Origin of the sequence: Clostridium algoriphilum, assembly GCF_020443705.1 — a bacterium.
GTDB classification, from domain to species: domain Bacteria; phylum Bacillota; class Clostridia; order Clostridiales; family Clostridiaceae; genus Clostridium_AD; species Clostridium_AD algoriphilum.
Genome location: NZ_JAIZZK010000005.1, coordinates 139,591 through 164,648, shown reverse-complemented (window position 1 = coordinate 164,648; position 25,058 = coordinate 139,591). Strand labels below are relative to the sequence as shown.

Below are 25,058 nucleotides of genomic sequence, written 5' to 3'. Positions count from 1 at the left end.
GCATTTATATCAATTATTATTTTCATGTGCTTTTATATCATAAAACATTGTAACAAAAATATAATATCAAATCAACAGGAATATATTGAGTTATGTAATCATATTAATTCTATAATTAACTAGGAGTATTAAAAAGTACACTGGCATTAGCCAGTGTACTTTCGTTATTTGAATCATATAATTTTGCCTGATTTTATATACAAACATTAGTCATAAACCATATTTAGTTTGTTAATATCACCCTCGTATCTCTCATATTATTAATTAGATATTTGCTTAAATGTTATACATTTGATATGATTTGTAAACCATTGTATAATTAAAATAAAAAAAATTTGGTTTTAGTATTACAATACCCTATAATGTATTATAATGTTAAGTATATCCTTCAAAGTAAGTAGGCTATACCAATAAAATTATTGTAATTGTAAAGGAGAGTCAAAAATGATATTTTCTAGTGATACATCTATTGATACTTTAGAAGAAGATTTGAGATATCTTAAATTACTAGCTAGCAAGTATCCCACGATTCCTGATGCTTGTACAGAAATTATAAATTTACAGGCTATTTTAAATCTACCTAAAGGAACTGAGCATTTTCTATCAGATATTCATGGAGAATATGAATCTTTTTCTCATGTACTTAGGAATGCCTCTGGCGTAATTAAAAGAAAGATTAACGATATTTTCGGCAATTCACTTAGAGAGTGTGAAAAAAAAGAACTAGCAACAATTATCTATTATCCTGAACAAAAATTAGAGATCTCACTTAAAGAAGAAGAAGACATAGAAGATTGGTACAAGATTACTCTCTATAAACTTATTGAATTTTGTAGAATTGTTTCCTCTAAATATACTAGATCTAAAGTAAGGAAAGCACTACCTGCAGATTTTTCGTACATTATTGAGGAATTACTTCATGAACAGCAGAGTACCTTTAATAAACAAGAATATTATAATGGAATAATTGAAACCATAATTAAAATTGGACGAGCTAAAGAATTTATAATTGCTATCTCAAACCTAATCCAACGACTTACTATAGACAGACTTCATATAATAGGCGATATTTTTGATAGAGGACCGGGAGCCCATATAATCTTAGATACACTTATACACTACCACTCTATCGATATACAGTGGGGTAACCATGATATACTCTGGATGGGCGCAGCGGCTGGTTGTGAGAGTTGCATCGCCAATGTTCTTCGTATTTCAACCAGGTATGCAAATTTAGATACCATTGAGGACGGTTATGGTATTAACTTATTGCCACTTGCAACCTTTGCTCTAGATTTTTATAATGATGACCCATGTAAATCCTTTAAACCTAAAGTTTTTCCTGAAAATAATTATAGAGAAAAAGACCTTACTTTAATGTCTCGAATGCATAAAGCTATATCTATAATTCAATTTAAACTAGAAGGTGAAATTATAAAAAGACGTCCTCATTATGAAATGCAATCCAGACTACTTCTTAGCAAAATAAATTTTGAAAACGGTACCATTAATGTTGATGGAAAAGTCTATAAACTAAATGATACTAATTTCCCAACTATTGACCCTAAGGATCCCTATAAATTAACTCAAGATGAAAGAGAACTTATCGAAAGACTTAAATCTTCCTTCTTAAATAGTGACAAGCTTCAAGAACATATACGTTTTTTGTATACTAAGGGTAGCATGTATTCAAAATATAACTCTAACTTGCTTTACCATGGTTGTGTATCACTAAGCGAAGATGGTAGTTTTAAAAAAATGAAAATAGATAACATAGTTTACAGTGGAAAATCATATATAGATAGAACTGAACGCTTAGCAAGAGAAGCTTACTTCGGAAAAGCAGGTTCTGAATCTAAGCTTTATGCACTAGATCACATATGGTATTTATGGTGTGGCTGTAATTCTCCTTTATTTGGTAAAGATAAAATGGCTACCTTTGAAAGGTATTTCATAGATGATAAAACTTCTCATAAAGAAATTAAAAATCCTTACTATAAATATAGGGATGACGAAACGGTGTGCAATAATATATTATCTGAATTTGGATTAAGTACAACTGATTCACACATTATAAATGGTCATGTTCCCGTAAAGACCAAACAAGGTGAGAGTCCTATAAAAGCTAATGGCAAGCTTTTAGTTATTGATGGTGGTTTTTCTAAGGCTTACCAGCCAGAAACGGGCATAGCAGGATTTACGCTTATATATAATTCTTATGGATTACTTTTGGCATCCCATGCACCTTTTGAATCAACACAAAAGGCTATTGATGAAGGTAAGGATATTATTTCTTCCACTATAGTTCTAGAAAAATCCACAAATCGTATTCGAGTAATAGATACAGATGTAGGTGCTGAAATCAAAGATCAAATCAAAGATCTAGAGTTGCTCCTTATAGCCTATAGGAAAGGACTTATAAAAGAACAACGATAACATTTTATAATTCTTAAATTTAAAGCCACTCGCCCATTAATGGACAAGTGGCTTTAAGCTTATTAAGGTATGTGAACTACAACATAATATGGGTTATGAGTAGTTGTTTTACCTATGATTACTATTTTCCATCTTGTATGTTTAACAATTGTTGCAACTTCTGAGCTTGCATTGCCGATTGTTCTGCAAATTCCCTAAACGTATTGCTTACTTCTTCTTCTGATACCTCCCTTGCAAATGATTGATAATCTCTAGTATTCTCTTGCGCATCTAATAATTTCTTCATTATTGTGTCTCTAGTATTCATTTCCATTTTTCATCACTCCTTCATTAGTATTTTCCCACAACCATATTTTTTTATGTATTTAATATTTTATAATTCATTAATAATTAAAAAGAAACTAGGAATTACATAGTTCCTAGTTTCTTTTTATACAATCACTAATTTAATTTATATAGAAAGTGTTAAATTTATTTTTATTGTCTTTCCACTTCTAACCAATTCTATTTTGATTACATCACCAGCTTTATGTGTAGCTTTAATCTTATTTATTTCCTCTACAGTTTTAATCTTTTTACCATCAAATTTAGTAATTATATCCGCAGATCTTATCCCAGATTTTTCTGCTGCACTAAAGTCTTGAATTTGCGATATATATACTCCCACTGGGATATTATACTCCTTAGAAATATCTTGAGTTATATTCCTACAAGAAATTCCTATGTTAAGAATTGGTTTGATTAAAGCATCCATCTTAGGGTTTACTGTATTAATTGGTATTGAAAATCCCAATCCCTCTACCCCTTCCTGACCTATTTTAGCAGTGTTTATACCTATAACTTGCCCCTTAGAATTTACAAGAGGTCCACCACTATTACCCGGATTAATAGCTGCATCTGTTTGAATAAATTTTAGGTTCTTATTCTCAATACTTATTTGCCTATTAACTGCACTCACAACTCCTGTAGTAACAGATCCCAAAAATTCTTTTCCTAGCGGATTTCCTATTGCGACTACCGATTCTCCTACCTGAAGCATGTCTGAATCTCCGAATTCAGCCACACCTGGAACTTTAGTTCCATCGGGCAATTTAATTACCGCTACATCAGCTGCAGCATCATAATTAATTACTTTTGCAGAAACTTCTTTTCCATTACTAAGTGTAACTTTAACGTTCTGGGCACCACTTATAACATGATAATTTGTTAAAATATATCCACTTACATTGAAAATTATGCCAGTTCCTACCCCTTCTTGCTCTGAAGTCTTTCCACTAAAGTCGCTACTTTCACTAGAACTTTTGGTAGAAATTGCAACTACTGAAGAACTTACTTTTTTCACGATTTCAGGTACACTTAAATCTTGAGTACTTTTAGTATTTATAATATTTGAACTCGTATTATTAGAGATTTTTGTACTAGCCACTTTAGGAACGGCTGTAGTACTCATATTATTCATTATCTTTATTGTTACAATGGCTGAACCTATACCACCTAGTGTAGAGCAGATTACACCGATAAATATGTATGATAGTATTCTCTTTCTCATACCACCTTTGTTTTTTTTAACTTCCTTATTATTTTTATTATTGTAATTGTCACTTTCTAATATAAAATCCTTTGTTTGATTTGGTTTTTCTTTATACTCATCATTAGACTGATTTATCATAGTATTTCCGTTTCCCTCGTTATTATCTTTACCAATTGAGTCATTACTCTCATCTATGTTTCCATTCGTTGTATTGGTTCCATTACTATCTTCGTCCATACTATTTTCCTCCCTGTTTATATCTGTGAGCAGATATAGGTAATTCTCTAATATTTTGTTACAATAAAATATTAATCTATATTCTTATTTATATTTCAAACAATATTTTTTCTTTGATTATATTTTAAGACTTTTATGTTACAATTTGGTAACATAATTGTTAACAAACCTTTAATAACCTTTTAATGATTTTTTATTTGCTCCTATAAAACAACTTAACATCGGCTATTCCATTTCTAAAATCTATACTTTAAAATAAAATTACTCTTTCTATATTTATAGCAAGAGTAATTTTATATTTATTAAGAATTATTAACTTACTACTTCTAAGCTAGATAGTATATCTTATTTAGTAGCATATAACTCGATTATTTTAAGTATTACTTCAACAGCCTTTTCCATAGCAAACGTAGGTATAAATTCATATTTACCATGAAAATTATGTCCACCTGCAAATATATTTGGAGTTGGAAGTCCCATGAAGGAAAGCCTTGCACCATCTGTACCACCTCTAATAGGTACCATAATAGGATTTATCCCTACTTCCTTCATAGCTAAAAAAGCCGTATCAACAATATGTTTAACTGGTTCTATTTTTTCTTTCATATTAAAATATTGATCCTTAATTTCTATTTCAACTGTTCCATTACCATATTTATCATTTAGCTTAAGTGCGACATTATTTATAAATGATTTCCTATTTGCATAACTTTCACTATTAAAATCTCTTATAATATATTGGAGTTTTGTTTCCTCAACTTCACCATTAATGCTAATTAAATGGTAAAACCCTTCGTACCCTTCTGTAGTAGCCGGCGTCTCGTTTTGTGGCATTAAATTTACGAATTCATTTGCTATAAGTGCAGAATGAATCATTTTTCCTTTTGCTGAACCTGGATGTACATTTCTTCCATGTACACAAATCTTTACTCCCGCAGCATTAAAATTTTCATATTCTAATTCACCGATAGTTCCTCCGTCTATAGTGTATGCAAAATCTGCACTAAATTTCTTTACGTCAAAAATATCAGCACCGCGACCTACTTCCTCATCCGGTGTAAATCCAATACGAATAGTGCCATGCAAAGCACTTGGGTTTTGCATTAAATATTCTACGGCAGCCATTATCTCTGATACCCCGGCCTTATCATCAGCTCCAAGTAACGTAGTTCCATCTGTGGTAATAAGAGTTTTTCCTAAGTAATTTTTTAATTCTGGAAAATCCTTTGGCGATAATATTATATTATTTTCTTTATTTAATATTATATCTTCTCCATCGTAATTTTTAACAAATTTAGCTTTAACATTTTTGCCTGACATATCAGGAGCGGTATCCATATGTGCTATAAATCCTATAATAGGTATATCCTTATCTACATTCGACGGTATTGTAGCCATTACATATCCATTGTCATCTACACTTACCTGTTTTAATCCCATTCCTTTTAGTTCACTAACTAACTCACTCGCAAGTATCATTTGACCATTTGTACTTGGTACAGTAGTTGATTCCTCATTAGATTTAGTATCATAACTTATATATTTTAAAAATTTTTCTACAACTTTTGACATAAACTCATCTCCTTATGATTTACAATACAATCTCTATTCTTTCTTAAGAAAACTATCAATTAATTTTTCTGCCATTCTTTTTTGCAAATTAGCTTTATTTATAAGTAACAAAACCATTAATATTAATTCTATCAACTCTCCATCTTCTTTTCCCATTTCATCAATTTTCTCTTTTATATATTCGGTGTCTTTATTTATATCACGTGCAAACTCTTTATTTTGAACTTCTTTTATATCTAAAAAGTTATTATATAAATCTTCTAACGGAATTCTTATACTTTTTAGAGCTTTTAAATCAATTATAGGATCAAATATTGTATTAATATCATTAATCGATATCGTCTGTTTCATATTGTAGATAAGCGTCAGCAGAATAATATGTTCATTAGTATATTTCTTATTTTTTGCTGGCATCAAAACTTTACCTTTAGTGTAATTATTAATCATAGTTTTTGTAAGGATCTTATCGTCTTCATTCCTTTTAAGGCTTCCAAGCTTCTCATTAAAAAAAGTTGTAACTTGGTCCATATATAAATCCACGCATGGTATTTCTACTATGCTTATATCTTTTGATCCTGTAATTTCTTCAACCAGTTTATTTAGACTTTCCTTGTTATAATTCATTTATTCCACCTCACCTCCATTATATAGCATTAATTACCAGTAATCTATGGCTACACTTATTAATACTGAAGATAAATCTCATCCTTATAATTACTTATGTTTTCCATTTAAATATTCACAATAAGGTGCTACAGGACATATCTCACAGTTAGGTTTCCTAGCTTTGCATATTTTTCTTCCATGCCATATAATAAAATGATGTGCATCACTCCACATTTTTTTAGGAATATTTTTCATAAGCTCCTGTTCTACTATTTCAACATTTTTCCCCGACGCAAGTCCAATTCTCTTAGATACTCTAAAAACATGGGTATCTACAGCTATCGCAGGAATTCCAAAAGCATTAGATAAAACGACATTTGCAGTTTTTCTCCCAACTCCCGGTAACTCTATTAATTCTTCCATAGTATTTGGTACTTTGCCTTCATGTTTTTCTAATATAAGCTTTGTAGCACCTAAAATATTTTTGCTCTTATTATTATAAAATCCACAACTTTTGATTTTTTCTCCAAGTTCTGAAACTGATAAAGTAATCATAGATTGTGGTGTATTATATTCCTTGTACAACTGTTTTGCAATAATATTCACCCTGACATCTGTACATTGTGCTGATAGTATGGTTGATACTAAAAGCTCATAATGAGTTGTAAAATCCAAACCGCACTTTACTCCCTCATACGTTTCATTAAGAATTTCAATTACTTCTTTAATTGTTTTTTTATTCATGTAAATCACCTACTTTATACTTATTACATCATCTTCTTCTTCAGATTATCTTACCACATTATATATAAATATAATCTTACACTTTAACAATTAATAAAAATACGCTGCTAACCTCATATATGAGGCAACAACGTATATTTTAATCACTTGCAGTTGGAGTATACTCCTCTATATTGCTCTGGAAGCATCACAGCTATACTACACATTATTTCATTCATAACTCTATCATAATACTCATTTTTATCTTCATCTTGACTTTTGCTTGCAAGGGTGATAGGCTCACCAATATTAATGTGTACATCTGCATAATTAAATTTTTCTGATGCCATGTCACTATCATTAATTGGCAATAACTTTTCTGTCCCCCAAATACTCATTGGAACAATTGTTGCCTTTGATAATTTGGCCATTAGTATAAGGCCCCTTTTGCCCTCTATCATTTTTCCGTTTCTACTTCTCGTCCCTTCAGGAAAAATCATAATATTATTGCCTTGTTTTAGGGTACTAACGATTTTAGATATCGCTTCTTTATCTGCAGAATTAGGTTTTAATTGTATAGTTTTTGCAACAAAAAAGCCTAATTTAGTAAGCTTATTATCTGTTAGCTTTACACCAGCAACAAAGGTTACATTGTTGTCCTTTAATAATTTATTCATAACTATTCCATCTGCATTGCTTAAATGATTGCATATAAAAATTATGGGAGACTTTATGTCCTTTATTGTCTCCATACCGTGAGTTTTAATGTTTGCATACTTATCAATGTATGAATCTATTAACTTATTTGCTATAAATGATACAATTCTATCTGGCAAAAGTTCTATTATTCTTAACATCGTTTGCGAAAGCATCTAAATTCCACCTTTCATAAAAAGTAACTATACAGTTATTATAATTTGAAAAGCCTTAAAAGTCTATAATAATAATCTCTTATATAAGGTGATGTATCCTTCTCTCCGCTTATATTTCTATTTTTTTCCATATAAATTGCACTAATTATTGCATTCCTTTTAATAATATTTTTACCTCTCCACCCACAAGAAGTTATTTTATACTTTTCTTTAAATAACTGATTATCAATATTCATTAAAACTTTTAAATCAACTTTTTCCATATATTTATAAGGTTTAAACTCTTTAATAAGACTAAATTCAATGTTTTGATTGCAAGGACATCTGCTTTGACAAGTATCACATCCAAATATTCTGCCATCCAATTTATCAAACCAAGAGTCCTCTATATTTTTTTTCTGAGTTATATAGGATAAACATATATTAGCATTGTTATTTATCCCCAATTCCCCACTTACTATTGATTTTGTAGGACATGCTTCTAAACATATCTCACAGTTACCGCATGTCTGTTTTAGAGGCTTGTCAGGCTCTATTACTAGATCTGTTATTATTTCTCCTAAGAACACATATGATCCATACTTTTGTGTTATTAAAGTGTTGTTTTTTCCTATGAACCCCACCCCGGAAAGGCTGGCGATATACCTCTCTGGTAGTGCATTGCTATCCACGAGGCTTATGGCCTTTGCGCCCATACCTTCTATAAATTTACAGATATTCTCCATATATTTAATCGCAACAATATGATAATCTCTTCCTAGCGTATATTTCGAAAAATATGTATCTTGATTTTGATCTGTATCATATAGATAGGGAAACGCTATAGAGATTATAGTTTTTCCGCCTAGCATATATAAAAATGGATTTATTCTCTTATCTACAATTGACTCCTCAAACTCATTCTCTAGTCCGAGTTTCTTTCTTTTATTAAAATAAGGACTTAGCTCATGAAAAGTCCTACATTCGCTAAATCCTATTACGTCTAAACCATTTTCTTTACAAAACTCTATTATTTCTTCTTTATTACTCATATTGTCAGTCCCTTTTATATTACCATATCATTATATATTCTTTTAGTATTACCTGCATAGTCCTTAACTTCAATTATTGTCAGAGCATTCACAAAAATAACTCTAGCGGGTATTCCTACAGCAGTAGCCTTTGGTAATACATTTTTTAAGACTACAGCATTAGCACCAATTTTACTACCTGTTCCTATTTTAATAGGACCTAATATTTTTGCACCAGCTCCTACTATAACATCATTGCCTAAAGTAGGATGCCTTTTACCTATATCTTTGCCTGTTCCACCTAGCGTAACGCCTTGATACAATGTTACATTATCTCCAATTTCTGTGGTCTCTCCAATAACTACTCCTGTCCCATGATCTATAAACAATCCTTTTCCTATTACAGCCCCTGGATGAATTTCTATTCCAGTAAAAAACCTAGCTGATTGCGATATAGCTCTAGCTAAAAAAAATCTTTTATGATTATATAGGAAATGTGCTGTTCTATATATAATTATAGCATGAATACAAGGATATAATAATATAACTTCAATCCAATTTTTAGCTGCCGGATCTTTTTCTACTATATTATTAATATCATATTTTAACATTTTAAACATATGAAAATTCCCTCCTATAGATTTGTAGTTTGTAAATATCCAAATCTAAATATTTAAATATAAATTCGGATATTTTTAAACTCTCATACTAGCACATTTAAATAAATAAAAGCCAGTATGTTAGCCTATTTTGATGTGCCTTATTTATCTATAGAGTAGAAATAAATGTTTTCACCTTATAGGAATCTAGTCATATATACCCATTGAAATATATTTTTCTCCCCCGTCAGGTGCAACAGTAACTACCTTTTTACCCTTGCCTAGTTTCTTAGCAACTTTTATAGCAGCTGCAATATTAGCCCCTGTTGATATTCCTACCAAGATACCTTCTTCTTTGGCCATTCGTTTTGCTATATCGAAAGCCTCTTCATCCGATATTTTTATTATTTCATCAACTACACTACTATCATATATATCTGGTGTAAAACCTGCTCCTATTCCTTGTATTTTATGTGGACCTGGTTCTCCTCCTGATAATACAGGTGATTTTTCTGGTTCAACTGCAACTATTTTAATATCCTTATTAATTTCTTTTAATCTTCTGCCTACCCCAGCAATTGTTCCGCCAGTTCCTACTCCTGCTACAAAAACATCTGCATCCGCTACATCACTGTTAATTTCTTCTGCAGTAGTTGCATAATGTTTTTCTGGATTAGCAATATTAACAAATTGTTGTGGTATAAAAAACTCAGGTTTTCCCTCTGCTATTTCCTTAGCTTTATTTATAGCACCCTTCATACCTTTTGAACCATCTGTAAGCACAAGTTGTGCACCATATGCCTTAATTAAGTTTCTTCTTTCAACACTCATGCTATCTGGCATAACAATGATTACATTATATCCTTTAATTCTTCCAATCATAGCCAAAGCTATTCCCATATTTCCACTAGTTGGCTCAACTACAGTAAATCCTTCTTTTAATACGCCTAGTTCCTCAGCTTTCTCTATCATTCCGAGAGCCGCTCTATCTTTTATACTTCCAGCGGGGTTATATTTTTCAAGCTTTACAAATATATCAGCCATATCACTCTTAACTAATCTATTTAATTTTAATACAGGTGTTTCCCCTATCATATCTAAAACATTGTTATACATCATAATAATATCCCTCCAATTTAAAATAAATAATTCCTGTTAAAGCTATTCATATTTAAACATTCGTACAATTCCCTAAAATGAAAAAGCGACATATATATAATTAATAGTATATTATTTAAAAAGTTTTTGGGTACAAAAAAAACTCCTTCTATTATTAGAGACGAAGTTTTACTTCGTGGTCCCACTCTAAGTTATAATCACTAAAGTGATTATAAAGCCACTTTTTCAAGCACATCGTTATGCTCTATCACTATAACGGGCGAATCCCGATGCAGCCTACCAAAGTCACATTTATGTGACTATTTCGGTGCATAACTCCAAAGGGCACTTCATAAAAGTTTCCAATAAGAATCTTCTCAACTTTAGATTCTCTCTCTGTAAATTCTTCTTATATTACTTTCCTTTTTCTTAGTATTTTTTAGTATTTCCTAGTATTTCAGTATGAATTACTTTTCTTTATTATATTCTTAAGATTAAATTATGTCAATAGTATTTTTTTGTGTTTTACCTCCATATAGTTTTTCTGTGCTTTAAAGGCTAAGAATAAAAAAAACTATTAGAATGAACTAACAGTTTTTTAGATATCTCATGTTTTATTAAGAAAACTTAACCTGCTAACCTTCAATTTTTTTTATATATTCTGAAGTACGAGCACCTATATCATAGCTTTGTTTTACCACATTTTCAGGACAATCATACCCATGGGCTACAGCACCGCAGGCAAAAACGCCCTCTATATTAGTTCCAAAATTCTTATTTAATTCGATTTGTCCGTTTGACGCATTAACTATTATTTTTGCTTGTTTTGCTAATTCATTATCGGGATATAAGTCTACAGATAAAAGTAATGAATCACAAGAAATATATTCATCGCTATCTTTAATAACTTCATTATTACTATCTAACTTTACAAGCGTTATACCTTCAATCCTACTTTTACCTTGGATAGAAATCACCTTGTGTTTTTTTCTAAGTGGTATGTTAAAATCATCTAGAAAAGCGCTAAGTTTTTTATCAATTGCTTTAATAAACTCTTTACTTTCTACTACAGCTTTAACATTTGCCCCTTCGATTGCTAGTCTTCTTGCTACTATTAATGCGATATCACCTGTACCTAATATAACTATTTCTTTCCCTGGCATATATCCCTCTATGTTTATAAATTTCTGTGCACACCCCACGGTGTAAATGCCTGCGCATCTACTCCCCGGCAGATTTGAAAAACCTCTTGGCCTCTCTCTACAGCCAGAAGCTATTACTATAGCTTTAGCTCCAATTTTAAAAGCTCCATCATATGCATTCACTGCGCTAATTTTTTTAGCGTTATTTATATTTAAAACAGTAGTGTTTAATTTATATGAAATTTTTAGTTCATTAACTTTATCTACATATTTCTGGACAAATTCTGTTCCTGTCAAATCCTCACTAAATATATTTTTACCAAATCCATTATGAATACACTGATTTAAGGCTCCTCCTAATTGATTTTCTCTTTCTAAAATTAGAATATTACCTTTATAGTGTTCTTTAGCTGAAATAGCAGCTGAAAGACCTGCAGGGCCTCCGCCAATTACTACTATGTCATATTGATGCATTACATACCCTCCAGTTGCGAGGCATCTTAGCATGTTATTCCTCTTAGATGCCTAATATTAAATTTATTGTTAAACGTAAAAACCTGTGAAATTAATTTCACAGGTTTTATTTGGCAGGGGTAGTAGGACTCGAACCTACAACCAATGGTTTTGGAGACCACTACTCTACCAATTGAGCCATACCCCTTTATTAACTTTTAAATATAAAAATGTATAAATGGCAGGGGTAGTAGGGCTCGAACCTACAACCAATGGTTTTGGAGACCACTACTCTACCAACTGAGCTATACCCCTAAAATACATCCATATTATATCATGTGTTTATAAAAAATGCAAGAGTTATTATGTTTTTATTTTAATAAGAAACACAGAATAAATATACGATCTATCATTCCACGTTTCTTATTATTTACTTTACTATAAAGGAATTATTCTACTTTAAAACCTGCAGCCTTTACCTTTGCAACAATACCATCAAAATTTAAGGTCTTAAGTCTTATAATAATTTCTTTAACCTCTGTGAGACTTTTAGGATCAATAACTACAAAACTAATTATGTCACCTTTATTTTCAGTTATTATCTTTGCAAGTTTAGAAATCTGACCTTGAATATCAAACGCTATTACAGCTAATCTTCTTCCTTTATCCGCCCCAAATAATTCAGTAAACTGATGGAATATAGCATGATGTGTAACTATGCCAACAAAATCTCCATTGCTATCCACTACAGCAACAAATGAAACACTTCTTGTTTCTAAAAAATGTGCTGCTTCTTCAACTTGTTGCATTGGATTGATAACTGGAACATTGGTCCTCATTACATTTTCAACTATAAAATCAGTTAGCAAACAGTTTTTATCAATGCTTTTTTCATAATAATAAGTATAAATCTTTTCTTTTGAAATTGATCCATAGAATTTACTGCCTTCAACCACAGGGACTGATAAAAATTTATTTTGCTCCATAATTTCTAGAGCTTTACCTATTGTTGTTTTTCGTGTTACCGTAGTTAATTTTTCTTTTAACAGCATCAAATTATTAACAAACATTATTTTGCCCTCCTTATTTAGGTATATAAAGTTATTATACATTATATTGTAATTTAAGTATAAGTAATTGTCTCTAATTTATAAATTATAATTTAATATGTTTTCTAAAAAATTCTTTATATTATTAGCAAACTCCTAGATTACCTTTTCTTTTTTTATGTTTTAGGATAAAATATTTAGTGAGGTGAAACTTATGGAATACATAGTAACAACAGTTGACGAAACTTATAAGATAGGAGAACAAATTGGATCACTTATAAATTCAGGTGACATAATTTGCTTAATAGGTGACTTAGGCACTGGCAAAACCCATTTAACAAAGGGAATTGCAAAAGGCTTAGATATTATAGACACTATTACAAGTCCTACTTTTACAATAGTAAATGAATATACAGGCAGGTTAAAATTATATCATTTTGATGTCTACAGAGTTAATGACCCTGATGAAATAGAAGCTATAGGTTTTGATGAGTATATATTTAGTGATGGTGTTAGTATTATTGAATGGGCTAACTACATTGAAGAACTAATCCCACCCAATAACTTAACCATAACTATAGAAAAGCTTCCTAAACTTGGAGACAATTTCAGAAAAATTCATATGAAATATTCTGATAAAAGATACGATTATATAAAGGAGATAAAACTATGAAAATTTTAAGTCTAGATTCTGCTACGCAATCAGCAACTTGCGCAATCCTTGACGATAACAAAGTCCTTGGTGAAATAACATTTAATTATAAAAAACAGCATTCTCAGATACTTATGCCTATAATTGATGAATTATTCAGAAATACAGAAATGAGTATAGTTGATATTGATGGCTTTGTGGCCTCAAAAGGACCAGGTTCATTTACAGGCCTTAGAATAGGTATGGCTACCATCAAAGGGTTAAGCCAAGGCACTAAAAAGCCGTTTGTAACTGTATCTACATTAGACTCTTTAGCATACAACTTAGCATATACAGATGGAATTATCTGTCCCATATTAGATGCATTAAGAGATAATGTATATACAGCCTTATATACTTTTGAAAATTGTGAACTTAATCGTATTAGCGACTACGTTAATATTTCAATTGATGAGCTAATAAATATGCTTAAAGAGAAGGATTGCAATATTTCCTTTGTAGGAGATGGAACCGTAAAATTCAAAGAAAAACTCATAACCCATTTACCTAAGGTATACTTTGCACCAGCTCATTTAAACTTAGCTAAAGCATCTTCACTTGGAGAATTAGGTCTTAACCTTCTATCTAACGGAACATTCGATGACATATATGCATCGGTACCTATTTACCTACGAAAACCTCAAGCTGAGCGTGAGTACGAAGAAAAGATGAGGCAAAAGAAAAATGAATAATGATTTTAAAATTTACCCAATGGATGCATCATCTATTAAATCTATACTCAATATTAGTGAGTTAAGCTTTCCTATTTCATGGAGTTTAGAATCACTCCAAAGTGAACTAGATAATAAATTTGCTAAATATGTTGTATTAAAAAAGGGAAATTCTATAGTCGGTTATGGAGGAATGTGGATAATTATAGATGAGGCCCATGTTACTAATGTTGCGGTGCACCCTGAGGCCCGTGGTCATGGAGGCGGAGACATAATTGTGGAAGCTTTGTTTAGAATTTGCAGAAAACATAAAGTCACAGGAATAACATTAGAGGTCAGAAGTTCTAACTTTACTGCCATAAACTTATATGAAAAATATGGTTTTGAAAAAGAAGGGCTTAGGCGACATTATTATGAAGATAACGGAGAAGATGCAGTAATTATGTGGAACCGAAACTTATAATAGGCAAGATAAATAAACTAACGTATAAACGGGTACCTACACAGTAGGTACCCGTTTATAAATACTAGTTTTTAATAATATAACTAAATATTTTGTTGTCTATTTTTATTTTTGTATTTACTCTCAATATTCTCCTTATGAAGTATAGGAGAAACACTCTTATATAAAGCTAAAGTCATTACTGATATTACTATTCCTTTAAGAAAATTAAACGGAATAATCATCCATATAACAAAAGAATTTAAGTCCTTTATATTATGATTTATTTTTGATCCCATTCCCACCACGGCAGCAATTGGAAATCCTAATACTGTTTCATATAGTGGTAATATAACAAAATAGTTTAATACAGATGCAAATATTGACATACAAACTACTCCTATTAGTAACCCAACGATAGCCCCACCCTTACTTTTTCGAGCCTTATATATATATCCAGATACTAATATCAAACACGATCCTACTAGGAAATTAGCAAGTTCACCTATAAATGCCGTTTTACTTGCTAGCATTCCATGTAATATATTTTTAAAGAGTTCAATAATAATTCCTGCTACTGGTCCCAATGCAAAAGCCCCTAGCAGCGCTGGCAAATCACTAATGTCAATTTTTAAGAACTCTGGAAATATCGGTAACGGTAATTCAATGTACATTAAAAGAAATGCCATAACAGATAAAAGTGAAATTTTAATAAGTCTAATAAGTTTTTCGTCTCTCATTTTTATACCCCCTAATTAAATTTATCTTCTAGTGATTGATATAATAAAAACCCTGACACAAAATATGTCAGGGCGAATTCATATATATATCGCATCTTCTTTCATCCAGACTTTACTGTCGGCTTCGGAATCTAACCGAATCAGCCTTACGGCTCGCGGGCTTTACCGCCGGTGGGGAATTTCGCCCCGCCCTGAAGATTATTAAATTTTATTTTAATTTTTATAATTTAATTATATATATTTTTTATAAAAAAAGCAAGATATACATTATAAATTTTTCATTGATAGTGATATTCTTTTTCTTTTTTCATCAACTTCTATCACGCTAACCTCTACTATATCTCCAACCTTTACAACGTCTAATGGATGTTTCACAAATTTATCTGATAACTGGCTTATATGTACTAAACCATCCTGATGAACTCCAATATCAACAAAAGCTCCAAAGTCAGATACATTCCTAACCGTACCCATAAGTTTCATTCCTGGTTTAAGATGAGCCATTTGAACTACTCCTGTTTTGAGTATTGGCTTAGGTAATTCCTCTCTTGGATCTCTACCTGGCTTTTTAATTTCTTTAATAATATCTCTAAGAGTTGGTGCCCCTGTTTCTAATTTCTCAGCGAGTTCGCTAAAATTAATATCTTTTATCCTATCATCCATATCTTTAAAATTTAAAGATTTAAGATCATCTTTTGAATAGTTTAGGAATTCTAATAATTTTTTGGTAGCATTATATGACTCGGGATGGATTGAGGTGTTATCTAAAACCTCTTTGCTTTCCATAACCCTTAAAAATCCTGCACATTGTTCATATGCTTTTGCCCCTAATCTTTTTACCTTTAATAATTCTTTTCTAACCTTAAATTTACCATTTTCTTCTCTATACGCTACAATATTTTGAGCTATAGTAGTATTTATACCTGATATATAAGACAATAAAGATGGTGTTGCAATATTAAGATCTACACCCACTGCATTAACACAGTCTTCAACTACTCCTTTTAGGGATTCATCAAGCTTTTTAGGTGTAACATCATGTTGGTATTGCCCAACTCCAATAGCTTTTGGATCAATCTTTACAAGCTCCACTAGTGGATCTTGAAGCCTACGCCCAATTGATATTGCTCCTCTTATAGATACATCTATATCTGGGTATTCTTTAGATGCAAGCTCGGACGCTGAATAAACAGAAGCACCCGCTTCTGAAACTATAACATAATATAGATCTTTAGAGCATTCCTCTTTAAGTTCTTTAATTATCTGTGCTAGTATCTCTTCAGACTCACGACTAGCCGTTCCATTACCAAGGGATACTACTTCAACATTATGTTTAATTACTAACTCTTTAATAATAGCAATTGATTTTTGGACTCCATCCTTACTGCCTGCAGTAGCATATACGGTAGCTATATCTAAAAGCTTACCAGTATCATCAAGCACCGCTATTTTGCATCCAGTTCTGAATCCAGGATCAAAACCAAGCACTACTTTCCCTTTTATAGGTGACTGCATTAGTAAAGCCTTTAGATTAGCTTTAAATATTTCTATTGCGCTAGTTTCACCTTTTTCTGTTAATTCTGATCTTATTTCTCTCTCAATCGAAGGGAATATGAGTCTTTTTACAGAATCAACTATACTTAGCTCTATATACTTATCAGTTTCACTATTCCCCTTTAAACATTTAGTTCTTAAGTACTCAATGATTTTGTCATTATCAGCTTTAATTTTCACAGAAAGTATCTTACTATTCTCGCCCCTATTTATAGCAAGAATTCTATGTGGTGGTATAGTTCTAACCCCTTCTTTATACTCATAATACATTTCAAATGGAGTAGTTTCCTCAGAGCTTCCCTTAGTTTCTACGCTACCAAAATTATGTACTTGACCCCTAATCCACTTTCTATAATCAGCTTCGTCTGATATCATTTCACTAATAATGTCACCAGCACCTTGAAGTGCGTCTTTTACACTAATCACCTGTTTTTCTTCGTTTATAAATGTTTGTGCATACTCATTTATATCGGTTTTAAGCTCACCACCTGCAATAACTTCAGCAAGAGGCTTGAGACCCTTTTCAATTGCAATAATAGCTCTAGTTCTTTTCTTAGGTTTAAATGGTCTATATATATCCTCTATTTCTGTAAGAGTCTCGCATTTAGTTATATATCTTTCAATTTCCTCTGTTAGCTTTTCTTGCTCACCAATTAAACGTATTACATCCACTTTTCTTTCTTCTAAATTTCTAAGATATATAAGTCTCTCCGTAAAGTTTCTAAGTATTATATCATCAAGTCCACCGGTTCTCTCTTTTCTATATCTAGCTATAAAAGGAACTGTATTCCCTTCATCTAATAATTGAATTACACTTTCCGCCTGCTCTATTGTTATTGAAAATTCTTTAATTAATCTACTATTTATATTCCCCATTTTTTTTTGACTATCATGATCGTCACATTCAAATAAATATTAGCAATATGTTGGTTTATTTATTATCATATGATTAATAGCCAATCCTCCTCACATAATTTGTATTTTAAGTTTAAACAACTGAAATTAACATATTCAATCATACCATGAATTTCATCTTCATATCTATATAAAACATAGAAATTTATAGGAGTAATGTATGAAAAAATTAGTATTTTCTTATTTTTTAGCATTTTTTCTTTTATTATTATTTTATAGCACTCATTTGTATTATACCCTATATAGATTTGATTCTACAAATGTGTACAAATACATAAAATATATCTCATCAGACCAGTTCAAGGGTAGATTACCTGGCACATTAGAAAATCAGGAAATCACTACTTATATTAACACAGAATTTAAAAACAACGGGTTAAAACCCTATAAAGGCAAAGAACTACAAAACTTTAAAGTCCTATATCCTAAGCAATTAAACAATAATCCTTATCTAAGGGTATTAGGCAAAAATGGTAATATAGTAAAAGATTTTATTTATAGCAAAGATTTTAAAGAAGATATGTTGAACTTTAAAACAAATCAATTAACTTTTAGCGAAAGTAATGTCAACTCAATAACAGATAATTCACTTCAAATTAATACTGCTAACGGACCTTTTATATTTTTTGTTCCACGCGGTAATGATTTGTCCTTTAGAAGTTCTTTTATGCATGATTCCAAATACAACATGTATATTATGGTTACTAAAGAGACCCTTACATCGCTTAAAAGTTTATTAGGCGATAACACCGTTAAATGTTATATTCCTTTTGAGGCCTCAGAAACAAGTATAAATAATGTTATGGGATACTTAGAAGGCACCGACACTTCTCTTCCACCAGTAATTGTTTCTGCACACTTTGACCATATAGGTACGGATTTAAATGGTACTATATATAGTGGTGCCTTAGATAATGCATCAGGTGTTTCTTTCATACTAGAAATGAGCAAATATCTAACTTCGCTTGGCAAACCTTCCCGGAGTATTCTATTTTTAGGATTTAACGCAGAAGAGTTTGGTTTTTTAGGTTCAAATCAATTTATAAAAGAATATAAAGATAATATAAAAGGGAGCAAAGTATTCAATTTTGACATGATCGGAAGTCATAACAATGCTGATCTTTGCATAGTGGGTGGAAAAAAAGACACTGTTAAATCGCCTCTTATAAAATCAGTTTCCAACACTTGCAAAGCTGAAAAAATACATTTTAATTATCTGTTTGAAGATGCCAGTGATCATAAATGCTTTAGGGACCAGAATATAGATGCAATAACCTTTTGTGACAATGATATGACGCGTATACACACACCAAATGATACTTATGATCATATAAGTATCAATGCTATAGAGGAATGTTATAATGTAGCCTCTAAGGAAATTGTTAAATATACTTTTAAAGACAACTTCATAATTGCGTATTATAAAGAGTGTTTTCTTATTTCTATAATTGGGATCTTAATATTTTCTGCTCTTTATAAAAAAATTAGTAAAGATAGTTAATAGATATGAGGGCATTAAGAATATTTAGCAATTGTTTTCTTGACATATTATTATTTTTATTCTATGATTAATTTAAAGTGCCCTATTATCAGAAGTGAAGATACCCAATATAAGAAAAATATTGTTATAACTTATGTCTTTTCTTAGATATTTTTTATATCAACTAGGGTGGTACCACCGATAACACTCGGTCCCTTATAGGGATGCGGGTTTTTTTGTATTTATTTTTAAAATATTAATTTTAAATTAGTATAATAAAGTTTTTAGTAAATAGGAGGAAAATAATTATGGCAAAAGAAAAAAAATTTGTAGAATCTATTACCTCTATGGACGTAGATTTTGCAAAATGGTATACAGATATCGTAAAAAAAGCGGAACTTGCAGATTATGCAAGCGTTAGAGGTTGCATGGTAATCAGGCCTTACGGTTATGCAATATGGGAAAATATCCAGAAAATATTAGATCAAATGTTTAAAGATACAGGTCATGAAAATGTATATATGCCAATGTTCATACCTGAGAGTTTACTTCAAAAGGAAGCAGATCATGTTAAAGGCTTTGCACCGGAGGTTGCTTGGGTAACACACGGAGGTAATGATCTACTCTCAGAAAGGCTTTGCGTTAGGCCTACGTCCGAAACATTATTTTGTGATCACTATGCAAAAATAATTCAATCTTACAACGATCTTCCTAAATTATATAATCAATGGTGTTCTGTCGTAAGATGGGAAAAAACCACAAGGCCTTTTCTTAGAAGCTCAGAATTCTTATGGCAGGAAGGTCATACTGCCCACGCAACCGAAGCCGATGCAAAAGAGGAAACCCTTAGAATGCTTAATATATACGCAACTTTTTGCGAGGAAACCCTTGCTATTCCAGTTATAAAAGGTAAGAAAACAGAAAAAGAAAAGTTTGCTGGAGCAAGTGAAACTTATACAATTGAAAGTTTAATGCATGATGGCAAAGCACTTCAATGTGGTACTTCTCATAATTTTGGAGACGGTTTTGCTAAAGCCTTTAACATTCAGTATACAGATAAAACCGGCAAACTTGCTTATGTTCACCAAACTTCTTGGGGAATGTCTACAAGGCTTATCGGAGCTTTAATTATGGTCCATGGCGATGATAATGGTTTAGTACTACCACCAGCTATAGCACCTATTCAACTTATGATCATTCCAATTGCACAACATAAAGAAGGCGTAATCGAAAAAGCAACAGAACTTAAAAATATGTTATCAAAGCTTGCTAGAGTAAAAATAGATACTAGCGATAAAATGGCTGGATGGAAATTTAGCGAATACGAAATGAAAGGTGTTCCACTTCGCCTTGAAGTTGGCCCAAAAGATATAGAAAAGAATCAAGTGGTACTCGTTAGACGAGATACCCGTGAAAAAATATTTGTGCCAATGTCAGAACTTGAAACGAAAGTTCCTGAACTTTTAGCAGATATACAAAAATCCTTACTTGAAAAGGCTAGAAATTTACAAAACAGCAAAACCTTCAATGCAAAAACCGTTGAAGAATTAAAAGAACTTCTTGATAAAACTTTAGGGTTTGTTAATGCCCCATGGTGTGGGGAACTCGCTTGCGAGGAAAAAGTAAAAGAAGTTGCTGGTGCATCATCTAGATGCATGCCATTTGACCAATCAGATGATGCAGATGTTTGCTTATGTTGTGGAAAACCAGCTAAAGCTAATGTTATCTGGGGAAGAGCTTATTAAATTTAAAACATAAATAAAAATCGTCTCACCTTTTTAAAAAGGGAGACGATTTTTATTTTCATTTCCTTTTAAACTTAATTTCATTGCATCTATTTAGAACTTTTTATAACTCTATAAATAATTATAAAAATGCGTACTTATCCTTTTCGTTGAATGCTTGAGTTGTTTTTGTTATAATAATATTAGTAATATACTTAAGGCCTTTGTACATTATTATATTTTACTAATACACATGTTTGTAGGTGAAAATAGTGTCAGAATCTCAAATAACTAAAAAAGCTCTTGCATTATCCATTAAAAAATTAATGGTCACAATCCCATTAGCTAAATTAACAATTCATGAAATTGTTAATAACTGTGGCATTAACAGGCAAACCTTCTATTATCATTTCAAGGATAAATTCGATCTTGTAAACTGGATATATTATAGTGAGGGTATTGAAAGCATATCAGACTGTAAAAACTATGCCCACTGGACTGATGGTATGCATAAAATTTTAGTATATTTTATTAATAACAAGTCCTTTTATATTAACGCTCTTAATACTCCGGGGCAAAATGCTTTTGATGGATATCTTTTTGAAAAAACCTATGATCTTATTATGGGAGTTGTAAATGACATTTCCTCTAACCTAAAAGTAACAACTGCTGATAAAAATTTTATAGCGGACTTTTACACTCATGCTTTTGTAGGTATAACAGTACAATGGATAAAAGACAGAATGAAAGAATCTCCAGAAAAACTGGTGAGCAAACTAAATGATGTAGTTGAAGGAAGTATGTTAGGTGCTTTAACTAGATTTTCTAATTATCACCATGATAAATAAATATAAATATTTAAAAGACAATAAGAATGATGTATTAACTTACTTTTAATACATTATTCTTTAATTTACTTTTTATCTGTTGTATAAACTATAACTGCATCTCTAAGAAACTTTGCTATCCCCGGCTGTTTTTCATCATAATACGCAGTAAATCTTTCATCATCCACATACATCTGAGCAATACTAGCATGCGCCTCCTTAGTATATTTATCCCAATAAATGCAAAGCCACAGTCGGTGCATGTCTGCTGCCTTTTGAGCCAATACCCCTGCAGGGTCTCCAGTTTTAAACGCCTCATTAAGTAGATCTATAATTTCAGCAGAAAGTCTTGTAGCCTCCTCAACTTGAATCTTAGTCATACCTTTCACTTTATTATTTGACTTTTCTACGACCTCATCACCATATTTACCTCTAATTTCTGCGCCGTACATATTTTCGTTATCAGCAACTATTTTTTGTTTAAACCCATCAAATTTCTCTTTATCAGTCATATTAATTCTCCCTTCAGTTAATGCTATTGATTTATCAATATTTAAAATTAATGAATCTAATCTCTCTCTTTTACAAAGAAGCTTAATGCGATGTTCAGTTAGTGCTTCTACTTTGTTAAATGATGCTTTGCTTAATATATCTTTAATACTTTCAAGGTTCATATCTAATTCTCTATAAAAAAGAATTTGCTGTAGCCTATTGACCTCTACTTCACCATATATGCGATAGCCAGAGGTATTAATTCTAGCAGGCTTAAGAATGTCTATTTCATCATAGTATCTCAATGTCCTAGTACTAATTCCCGCAATTTTTCCTAGTTTTTGCACTGTATATTCCACGTTATTACCTCCTTATAAATCAACTATATACCTTTACGTTACGTTAATGTCAATGATTATTTCTCAGCATTTAAAATCAATGTTAAAACGTCTAATTCTAGATATGATATTTTTTTAAATGTATTCATTACAAGCATATACCAAAATAAAAAGTCCAGTAGAATAATTAATTATTCTACTGGACTTTCAGAAGCAAACTATTGTTTATTTAGAATTATTTTTTTTATTTGCCCTCTTAGCTCTTCTTTCATTAAATACATACCATGCATCTGCATTCTTAATCCCTAATTTTTTAGGATCAAATATAAATGTTTCTGCATTTCGTCCCATTTTCTTTTGCTCTTCATAGTCTTTTAAAACCTTAATGCCAATGTTTCCAAGAATTAACATAGCTATAACGTTAAGCCATGCCATGGTACCAACAGCAATATCACCAAGTGCCCAAGCAACTTCAGCAGTTTTAATAGATCCGTAGAAAGTTGATGCAAGGATTCCCGCCCTTAGTATATTAATATATATCTTACTATGTTTAGAACCTTTAATTAGATAAGTAAGATTTGTTTCTGCTATATAGTAGTATGCCATTAGTGTTGTAAATGCAAAGAAGAATAATGCTATGGAAACAAAAGGTGCTCCAAATCCTCCAAATACAGTTCCAACTGCCGCTTGGGTATACCCAGGTCCTATTGCAATGTTAGGTACATTATTTACTATAAATCCACCTGCAGGATTTATAACATTAAATTTGTTTGTTGATAAAATCATAAATGCAGTTGCGGAGCATACAAATAATGTATCAAAATAAACTGCAAAAGCCTGAACTAAACCCTGTATTGCTGGGTGGGATACTTCCGCAGCTGCCGCAGATTGAGGTCCAGTTCCCTGTCCAGCTTCATTTGAGTAAATTCCTCTTTTAACTCCCCATTGGATTGCATATCCTAAGATACCTCCAAAAGCTTGAGTAGCACCAAACGCACTTTTAATTATTAAAGCAAACATATGAGGAACCGCAGTAATATTTACTGCAAGCACTATTAATGCAACTAGAATGTATGCCATCGCCATAAAAGGAACTACTATTTCAGCAACCTTTCCAAGCTTCTTTGTTCCACCGAATACTATAAACGCAAGTAATATTGTAGTTACTGCGCCACTTATAACTGGACTAATGCCAAATGCATTAGTTACACCAGCTGCAATACTGTTCGATTGAACTGAAGGTCCAAGAAATCCCCAACCAATTACAGTTGCAACTGCAAACGCAATTGCATACCATTTTACTCCCATAGCTTTTTCTATGTAGTAGGCCGGACCTCCACGATATTCCCCATTAATTTCCTCTTTATAAACTTGACCGAGAGCACATTCTATAAATGATGAACCTGCACCAAGAAATGCAATAGCCCACATCCAGAAAACCGCGCCAGGGCCTCCCATTGCTATGGCAGTAGCAACACCTGCAATATTACCTGTGCCAACACGACCGGCTACTGACATCGCGAAGGCTTGAAAGGAAGTTACTCCTTCACTTGAGTCTCCACCATTAAATAAGTATTTAACCATTTCCTTAATATGCCTAATTTGAAGAAATCGAGTTCTTATTGAAAAATAAACACCTGCACCTAGACATAAATAGATGAGTGCTTTACTCCATATGAGTGCGCTTAAGGCATAGACAACGTTTTCCATGAACATCCTCCTATTTTTTTATAATGATATGTATGTGAATTTTTATACTAATGAATAGTATCACAACTTTGAAAGCGTTTCAATGTATAAATTGCCCATTAGTTAGGGTGTAAGTTTAACAAAAAAAACAAAAGTTTGTAACAATG

General features: G+C 31.6%; 22 protein-coding genes, 2 tRNA genes, 1 riboswitch and 1 other annotated feature. Of the genes, 7 read left to right on the top strand and 17 right to left on the bottom strand.

The features are described 5' to 3' along the window. The first annotated feature begins 444 nt into the window (after positions 1-444). Positions 445-2,436 carry a fructose-1,6-bisphosphatase gene (locus LGK95_RS06765; protein ID WP_226123494.1) on the top strand — a complete coding sequence of 664 codons (1,992 nt, stop codon included), beginning with the start codon at positions 445-447 and terminating at the stop codon, positions 2,434-2,436. Between the two features lie 121 nt (positions 2,437-2,557). Here LGK95_RS06765 and LGK95_RS06760 read toward each other — a convergent pair whose 3' ends face one another. The 13 genes from LGK95_RS06760 to LGK95_RS06700 all read right to left on the bottom strand — a co-directional run bounded on the left by LGK95_RS06760 (position 2,558) and on the right by LGK95_RS06700 (position 13,349). After that, on the bottom strand, positions 2,558-2,749 hold the full coding sequence (locus tag LGK95_RS06760) for a hypothetical protein (RefSeq protein ID WP_226123492.1): 192 nt from the start codon (positions 2,747-2,749) through the stop codon (positions 2,558-2,560). A gap of 138 nt (positions 2,750-2,887) precedes the next feature. Continuing rightward, a complete protein-coding gene (locus LGK95_RS06755) occupies positions 2,888-4,204 on the bottom strand; it encodes a S1C family serine protease (RefSeq protein WP_226123491.1) in 1,317 nt (438 codons plus the stop codon). 345 nt (positions 4,205-4,549) lie between these two features. Then, on the bottom strand, positions 4,550-5,776 hold the full coding sequence (gene pepT / locus LGK95_RS06750) for a peptidase T (protein WP_226123489.1): 1,227 nt from the start codon (positions 5,774-5,776) through the stop codon (positions 4,550-4,552). 33 nt (positions 5,777-5,809) lie between these two features. After that, positions 5,810-6,400, bottom strand: a complete 591-nt coding sequence (locus LGK95_RS06745) for a DUF1836 domain-containing protein (RefSeq protein ID WP_226123487.1) — start codon at positions 6,398-6,400, stop codon at positions 5,810-5,812. A gap of 90 nt (positions 6,401-6,490) precedes the next feature. Further along, a complete protein-coding gene (gene nth / locus LGK95_RS06740; protein ID WP_226123485.1) occupies positions 6,491-7,126 on the bottom strand; it encodes an endonuclease III in 636 nt (211 codons plus the stop codon). Between the two features lie 143 nt (positions 7,127-7,269). Beyond that, positions 7,270-7,977 (bottom strand): lysophospholipid acyltransferase family protein, encoded by a 708-nt coding sequence (locus LGK95_RS06735; protein ID WP_226123483.1) that lies wholly within the window; start codon positions 7,975-7,977, stop codon positions 7,270-7,272. A 38-nt stretch (positions 7,978-8,015) separates the two neighbouring features. After that, positions 8,016-9,008 (bottom strand): tRNA epoxyqueuosine(34) reductase QueG, encoded by a 993-nt coding sequence (gene queG / locus LGK95_RS06730; RefSeq protein WP_226123481.1) that lies wholly within the window; start codon positions 9,006-9,008, stop codon positions 8,016-8,018. A 14-nt stretch (positions 9,009-9,022) separates the two neighbouring features. Then, positions 9,023-9,607, bottom strand: coding sequence for a serine O-acetyltransferase EpsC (gene epsC, locus LGK95_RS06725; protein WP_226123479.1), 585 nt, complete (start codon positions 9,605-9,607; stop codon positions 9,023-9,025). Between the two features lie 186 nt (positions 9,608-9,793). Then, a complete protein-coding gene (gene cysK / locus LGK95_RS06720; RefSeq protein ID WP_226123477.1) occupies positions 9,794-10,705 on the bottom strand; it encodes a cysteine synthase A in 912 nt (303 codons plus the stop codon). A gap of 153 nt (positions 10,706-10,858) precedes the next feature. After that, positions 10,859-11,124: a binding site (T-box leader), on the bottom strand. A gap of 195 nt (positions 11,125-11,319) precedes the next feature. After that, positions 11,320-12,300: an NAD(P)/FAD-dependent oxidoreductase gene (locus tag LGK95_RS06715; RefSeq protein ID WP_226123476.1), complete on the bottom strand. Its 981-nt coding sequence runs from the start codon at positions 12,298-12,300 to the stop codon at positions 11,320-11,322. 111 nt (positions 12,301-12,411) lie between these two features. Beyond that, a tRNA-Trp gene (locus tag LGK95_RS06710) sits at positions 12,412-12,487 on the bottom strand. A gap of 31 nt (positions 12,488-12,518) precedes the next feature. Then, positions 12,519-12,594, bottom strand: a tRNA-Trp gene (locus tag LGK95_RS06705). A 134-nt stretch (positions 12,595-12,728) separates the two neighbouring features. Then, complete coding sequence (locus LGK95_RS06700; protein WP_226123475.1) at positions 12,729-13,349, bottom strand: CBS domain-containing protein; 621 nt, start codon at positions 13,347-13,349, stop codon at positions 12,729-12,731. 193 nt (positions 13,350-13,542) lie between these two features. Between LGK95_RS06700 and tsaE the strand changes: the two genes are divergently transcribed. The 3 genes from tsaE to rimI are packed head-to-tail and all read left to right on the top strand — an operon-like array spanning position 13,543 to position 15,153. Next, positions 13,543-14,001, top strand: coding sequence for a tRNA (adenosine(37)-N6)-threonylcarbamoyltransferase complex ATPase subunit type 1 TsaE (tsaE, locus tag LGK95_RS06695; RefSeq protein WP_226123474.1), 459 nt, complete (start codon positions 13,543-13,545; stop codon positions 13,999-14,001). After that, positions 13,998-14,711 carry a tRNA (adenosine(37)-N6)-threonylcarbamoyltransferase complex dimerization subunit type 1 TsaB gene (gene tsaB / locus LGK95_RS06690; protein ID WP_226123473.1) on the top strand — a complete coding sequence of 238 codons (714 nt, stop codon included), beginning with the start codon at positions 13,998-14,000 and terminating at the stop codon, positions 14,709-14,711. Before tsaE ends, tsaB begins: the two co-directional genes overlap by 4 nt. After that, positions 14,704-15,153 carry a ribosomal protein S18-alanine N-acetyltransferase gene (gene rimI / locus LGK95_RS06685; protein WP_226123472.1) on the top strand — a complete coding sequence of 150 codons (450 nt, stop codon included), beginning with the start codon at positions 14,704-14,706 and terminating at the stop codon, positions 15,151-15,153. The genes tsaB and rimI overlap by 8 nt, the downstream gene beginning before the upstream one ends. 83 nt (positions 15,154-15,236) lie before the next feature. Here rimI and LGK95_RS06680 read toward each other — a convergent pair whose 3' ends face one another. Next, entirely contained in the window at positions 15,237-15,872 is a 636-nt protein-coding gene (locus LGK95_RS06680; protein ID WP_226123471.1) for an ECF transporter S component, read from the bottom strand. 89 nt (positions 15,873-15,961) lie between these two features. Next, positions 15,962-16,075, bottom strand: a riboswitch (FMN riboswitch). A 64-nt stretch (positions 16,076-16,139) separates the two neighbouring features. Further along, positions 16,140-18,302: a Tex family protein gene (locus tag LGK95_RS06675; protein WP_226123469.1), complete on the bottom strand. Its 2,163-nt coding sequence runs from the start codon at positions 18,300-18,302 to the stop codon at positions 16,140-16,142. A 199-nt stretch (positions 18,303-18,501) separates the two neighbouring features. On the opposite strand from LGK95_RS06675, the gene LGK95_RS06670 reads away from it, so the two are divergent. The 3 genes from LGK95_RS06670 (at position 18,502) to dhaS (ending at position 22,393) form a co-directional block, all read left to right on the top strand. Beyond that, positions 18,502-19,842 carry a M28 family metallopeptidase gene (locus LGK95_RS06670; RefSeq protein WP_226123467.1) on the top strand — a complete coding sequence of 447 codons (1,341 nt, stop codon included), beginning with the start codon at positions 18,502-18,504 and terminating at the stop codon, positions 19,840-19,842. Between the two features lie 287 nt (positions 19,843-20,129). Further along, positions 20,130-21,566 (top strand): proline--tRNA ligase, encoded by a 1,437-nt coding sequence (gene proS / locus LGK95_RS06665; protein WP_226123465.1) that lies wholly within the window; start codon positions 20,130-20,132, stop codon positions 21,564-21,566. A 251-nt stretch (positions 21,567-21,817) separates the two neighbouring features. Then, positions 21,818-22,393 (top strand): dihydroxyacetone kinase transcriptional activator DhaS, encoded by a 576-nt coding sequence (gene dhaS, locus LGK95_RS06660; protein ID WP_226123463.1) that lies wholly within the window; start codon positions 21,818-21,820, stop codon positions 22,391-22,393. Positions 22,394-22,458: 65 nt separating this feature from the next. Here dhaS and LGK95_RS06655 read toward each other — a convergent pair whose 3' ends face one another. Both LGK95_RS06655 and LGK95_RS06650 read right to left on the bottom strand, forming a co-directional pair. Then, positions 22,459-23,223, bottom strand: coding sequence for a MerR family transcriptional regulator (locus LGK95_RS06655; RefSeq protein ID WP_226123461.1), 765 nt, complete (start codon positions 23,221-23,223; stop codon positions 22,459-22,461). Positions 23,224-23,427: 204 nt separating this feature from the next. Continuing rightward, entirely contained in the window at positions 23,428-24,912 is a 1,485-nt protein-coding gene (locus LGK95_RS06650) for an alanine/glycine:cation symporter family protein (protein ID WP_226123458.1), read from the bottom strand. Positions 24,913-25,058 lie beyond the last annotated feature (146 nt).

Bases quoted from the DNA above. Each gene is read 5' to 3' on its own strand.
- LGK95_RS06715 (WP_226123476.1), bottom strand. From the start codon at position 12,300: ATGCATCAATATGACATAGTAGTAATTGGCGGAGGCCCTGCAGGTCTT.
- LGK95_RS06765 (WP_226123494.1), top strand. From the start codon at position 445: ATGATATTTTCTAGTGATACATCTATTGATACTTTAGAAGAAGATTTG.
- LGK95_RS06670 (WP_226123467.1), top strand. From the start codon at position 18,502: ATGAAAAAATTAGTATTTTCTTATTTTTTAGCATTTTTTCTTTTATTA.
- LGK95_RS06650 (WP_226123458.1), bottom strand. From the start codon at position 24,912: ATGGAAAACGTTGTCTATGCCTTAAGCGCACTCATATGGAGTAAAGCA.
- queG (WP_226123481.1), bottom strand. From the start codon at position 9,008: ATGAGTAATAAAGAAGAAATAATAGAGTTTTGTAAAGAAAATGGTTTA.
- cysK (WP_226123477.1), bottom strand. From the start codon at position 10,705: ATGATGTATAACAATGTTTTAGATATGATAGGGGAAACACCTGTATTA.
- LGK95_RS06680 (WP_226123471.1), bottom strand. From the start codon at position 15,872: ATGAGAGACGAAAAACTTATTAGACTTATTAAAATTTCACTTTTATCT.
- LGK95_RS06760 (WP_226123492.1), bottom strand. From the start codon at position 2,749: ATGGAAATGAATACTAGAGACACAATAATGAAGAAATTATTAGATGCG.
- LGK95_RS06675 (WP_226123469.1), bottom strand. From the start codon at position 18,302: ATGGGGAATATAAATAGTAGATTAATTAAAGAATTTTCAATAACAATA.
- LGK95_RS06755 (WP_226123491.1), bottom strand. From the start codon at position 4,204: ATGGACGAAGATAGTAATGGAACCAATACAACGAATGGAAACATAGAT.
- tsaB (WP_226123473.1), top strand. From the start codon at position 13,998: ATGAAAATTTTAAGTCTAGATTCTGCTACGCAATCAGCAACTTGCGCA.
- LGK95_RS06735 (WP_226123483.1), bottom strand. From the start codon at position 7,977: ATGCTTTCGCAAACGATGTTAAGAATAATAGAACTTTTGCCAGATAGA.
- nth (WP_226123485.1), bottom strand. From the start codon at position 7,126: ATGAATAAAAAAACAATTAAAGAAGTAATTGAAATTCTTAATGAAACG.
- tsaE (WP_226123474.1), top strand. From the start codon at position 13,543: ATGGAATACATAGTAACAACAGTTGACGAAACTTATAAGATAGGAGAA.
- rimI (WP_226123472.1), top strand. From the start codon at position 14,704: ATGAATAATGATTTTAAAATTTACCCAATGGATGCATCATCTATTAAA.
- epsC (WP_226123479.1), bottom strand. From the start codon at position 9,607: ATGTTTAAAATGTTAAAATATGATATTAATAATATAGTAGAAAAAGAT.
- proS (WP_226123465.1), top strand. From the start codon at position 20,130: ATGGCAAAAGAAAAAAAATTTGTAGAATCTATTACCTCTATGGACGTA.
- pepT (WP_226123489.1), bottom strand. From the start codon at position 5,776: ATGTCAAAAGTTGTAGAAAAATTTTTAAAATATATAAGTTATGATACT.
- LGK95_RS06700 (WP_226123475.1), bottom strand. From the start codon at position 13,349: ATGTTTGTTAATAATTTGATGCTGTTAAAAGAAAAATTAACTACGGTA.
- LGK95_RS06745 (WP_226123487.1), bottom strand. From the start codon at position 6,400: ATGAATTATAACAAGGAAAGTCTAAATAAACTGGTTGAAGAAATTACA.